The 3,754-nt window shown below is 33.7% G+C and carries 3 protein-coding genes; all 3 read right to left on the bottom strand.

Features of this window, described 5'->3' with window-relative positions; all coding sequences use genetic code 11:
• Positions 1 to 422, bottom strand: a 422-nt coding sequence (locus H6G73_RS24075) for a calcium-binding protein (RefSeq protein WP_277925202.1), incomplete at its 3' end; no start/stop codon positions are given.
• 550 nt (positions 423 to 972) lie between these two features.
• Positions 973 to 2,436 carry a tetratricopeptide repeat protein gene (locus H6G73_RS24070; protein WP_190609053.1) on the bottom strand — a complete coding sequence of 488 codons (1,464 nt, stop codon included), beginning with the start codon at positions 2,434 to 2,436 and terminating at the stop codon, positions 973 to 975.
• Positions 2,433 to 3,533, bottom strand: a complete 1,101-nt coding sequence (locus H6G73_RS24065; RefSeq protein WP_336244971.1) for an NACHT domain-containing protein — start codon at positions 3,531 to 3,533, stop codon at positions 2,433 to 2,435. Before H6G73_RS24065 ends, H6G73_RS24070 begins: the two co-directional genes overlap by 4 nt.
• Positions 3,534 to 3,754: the final 221 nt, after the last annotated feature.

Below are 3,754 nucleotides of genomic sequence, written 5' to 3'. Positions count from 1 at the left end.
AAGACATAGTTGCCAGAGAAAATGGTGTGGTCAATTAGGTCTACACCAGTTCCACCATCCATGGTTTCATTTCCCAGTCCAGAGAACATGGTGTCATTGCCGCTATCACCACGGTAAAGACCACCGTCACCGTCGGAACGGATGATGTCGTTACCATCTCCACCATTGAGGGTGTCTATACCTCCTCCTCCAATGAGTGAGTCATTCCCCCCACCACCGTTGAGAATGTCGTTACCATCGCCACCATTGAGGGTATCGTTACCATCTCCACCGTTGAGGGTATCATTAGTCCCAAGAGCGTTGATAACATCATCACCTGCTAATGCGTTAAACACATCAGGTTGATCAATTAGTAGTGGAAAAGCAAAGTCAACTAAACCAGAAAGATTATCAGGGCCATTAGTGCCAGTAATATTCGCCATAATCTTCAGTTCCTTACATCAAAAATTAACAATTGTTACAAAGAGTATGAACAAGTCTTGTATGCTCTTTGTATGTTGGGAATAGTCCCAAAGGTTCATGAATTAAGCTTTTTCATTTGTGTAGTCTTCCACAGGCAAGGAGGTATTACAAAAGCCTTCCATAGACTACAAGTTGCCAAGACTACTTTTCTTAAAAAATTGAAAATACTATCAGTACCGCGACTTCAGCAAAAAAAATAGGTCAGTAAAAATACGTTGTGCTACAGACATAGAAGCGCTTTTACATCAAAATAAGCCCCGTTATTGGGAGGGGTTTAGCAATGCTAAACCCCTAGATTTTGTGAATCAATATTCTCGCTTTTCGCTTTTTCCACCTTCTCAACTTGCTTGGGTGCTTCCATTTCTTCATAGAGTCGGATAGCTTCATTAAAATTGGTGTTAGATAAAAATTTTAACCTCCCTAGCCGCTGTTTTGAATTTCAAATTAATGCTACTTTTATCTAAAGCTAATTTACAAGCCTTTTATCATAGACCAGAAATTACTCCAAAATTACTTAAGCCAATTTTGATTAAATAATTGACATAAAGTTTGGCTAATTGTCCTAATTGTTATCTTTAAAGTCAGCTTACTATTTGCAGTTTTCCAAGGAGGAATTATTAGCATACTCCTTACAATTAGTAGTAAGCCCCAAATACATTTTCCTTGATGCCAACCTTGATGCCAGTAGGTATTAGCCAACATTGCCAATGCTAACCCTTGTAGATGTTTATTTCTGGTTTCATTAGCAAATACTATAACCTGCTGGGATTCTGCAATCGCTTTTTGATGTTCTTTTAGACAACCGTAACAATAAGCTAAATTGAGTCTATTCATGTAAGCATATAATCTATTTCCAATTTGATTGTTAATAATTAAAGCTGAATTAAAACAATTGATTGCTTCTTTGTATTGTTTATCTACATAAATATAAAGGCAACCAAGTGTGTGTAATGCTTGAGCTTCTAGTTGTTTATTACTATTTGCCTTGATTATTTGTAATACTTTCTGTAAAGATTTAACTGCATTATCATAATCTTCCAATAATATGTAGGTAGAAGCTAAATTATTTAGAGTATTACATAATTGATAGTTTTCACAATTTTTATCAACTATATTTAGCTGTAATTGGATATATTTAATACCTTGGTTGGGTTCTCCCATATTGATGTAATTAGCTGCTATACCATTCAGTGCATTATATTCTATGCTTGGATCATTAATTTCTTGTGCAACCGCTAATGACTTTTTATGATATTGAATTGATAATTGGTAATTTGCTATGGAAATCATATTATAAATAGAACCTAACCCAGATAGTGCTTGTCCTTCTATTAGCTGATCACCAATTTCTCTGGAAATTTTTAATTGCTGCTGATAATGAAAAAGTGCCTTATCAGATTCCTCAGTACAATTAATATAAACCCAACCTAAGCCGTTGTGTGCTAGGGATTCTACTTTTTGGTTGTTGATTTTACGGGCAATATTTAACTGTTTTGTATAGCAATCGATAGCAAGAATAGTTTTTCCTAGATGAGCGTAAGCATTACCTAAACCATTTAACCACACACAATCTAAATCTAAGTTGAGTTTATTTAAAATTCTGCTGTACAGTTCAATTTGTTCATTGTAGTAACCCCAAATACCTAATTGTTCATGTAGCTCTTTAGTAGTGGGGATAGTTAACCGAATCAGTATGCACGATTTTTCCCATGCTTCTAGTTCACATAAATGGTGAAATATATTCAGATAATGTTTTACTTTTTCTAAGTCAGAAGCATTAGATTTAGGTTTATACATTGACCAATTTTTTATTGCCTCGTAATGAGCAAATTCCCAAAGAGAAATTTCATTTGAGCAAGATATTACTGGATTAACACCTATTTGAGATAACACCAATTCTCCAGGGTTGGAGAAATTAATTGTTTCTAAAGATTCTTGAGTTTTTATCTCTGGTTGATCAAAATCATGAGTCATATTTGCTTTCCAGGTTTTGACTTCTTAAGTTGATCGTATGCTACACTGCGAATAAGGTTATGTTGTCTCAATAGTAAGTCATGATTATCATCTATCATTTCTTCAATTAAATAACGATCATGTAGTTTGTTTAGAACTGTGAATCGCTCTTCTTCATCTAGTCCCAAATGTTCCAAAGTATTAAGGTAAAATATTTCTAATACTGGTTCGGAATAGACAGATGCAGATAAAAGCATTAAATAAGCTTTTGGTGAATTATCGGCAAGCCGCTTAAAAGCAATTTCAATACGTTCTTTTACGGATTTTTCCAAATGTCTGCTATATCTATCTAGTTTAAAAACTAAATTTGTTTTTAACTCCTGTTGAATTTTTTCAACTTTTTCCACCTCATGACCATATTTGTTCCAGTAAGCTGTAATGTTGCCATAAAAAGGTTCACTAATTATTTCCCCAGTAATTACTCGCAAAGCTAATGGATGTCCCTCGTAAGCAGCACCAATTTTTTTAAGATAGGTTAAATTATCTAAATATTGGCTAATGTCTAAACCTGCTTGGTTAAAAAATTCTAATTGTTCTTGTTCAGATAATCCTTTAAGAATTTGACAGTGCCAATGATTTGGATAACGCGAACCAATAGTATATAATTGCCTCGGCAAATCCTGAGAAGTGATAATAATTCTACTCTGACAAAAATTAGCAGACAACAAATAACTAAAAAATTTATTCCAATACTCATCTTTAAAATTGCTCTCATGATTAAGGATGAATTCTAACGAATCAATCACTAGCAAATAATGATTATTTTCTAAGTTGGCAACTACCCAATTGAACAAAAATTGTGTATCTTTACGCTCATCTGGTTTTAATGTTTCACCCCAATCTGTTAGCATTTGATAGGCTATACTGGCAAAATCTATATTTTGAGAAGTATCAAATCTATTTTGGTAATGGTCAAAATTCAATATAAAAGTTTGGGTAAAATTTCTTTGCATTTTTACTGATAATTGTCCAGCAAAAAAAGTTTTACCAATGCCTGTGATTCCAGTAATTAATAGTATTCGGCAATCTTCTTGAAGTTTAGAAATGAGTATAGAAATAAGTTGCTCACGTCCTACAAGCTGATGCTCAGGAATATTGGAGGTTACTACTTTTTTAGAATCATTTATTTTCTGAGTTTCAGGAGGTAGATTTCGTTCTATTTTTTCTTCTATCCCACCTTCCGCCCCCTAACTGTCACAGAGGGAAATTACGGAGAGAAAACATCTAATTGAGAATAAAAACAGACATATTGAGTGTAAAAAGACATTTGAATAACAGT

Origin of the sequence: Richelia sinica FACHB-800, from assembly GCF_014698825.1 — a bacterium.
In the GTDB taxonomy this organism is placed as follows: Bacteria; Cyanobacteriota; Cyanobacteriia; order Cyanobacteriales; family Nostocaceae; genus FACHB-800.
The sequence above is the reverse complement of the archived record's forward strand: the minus strand, read 5'-3'. Positions and strand labels throughout refer to the sequence as shown.

Coding starts and splice junctions, on each gene's coding strand:
- H6G73_RS24070 (WP_190609053.1), bottom strand. CDS start 2,436: ATGACTCATGATTTTGATCAACCAGAGATAAAAACTCAAGAATCTTTA.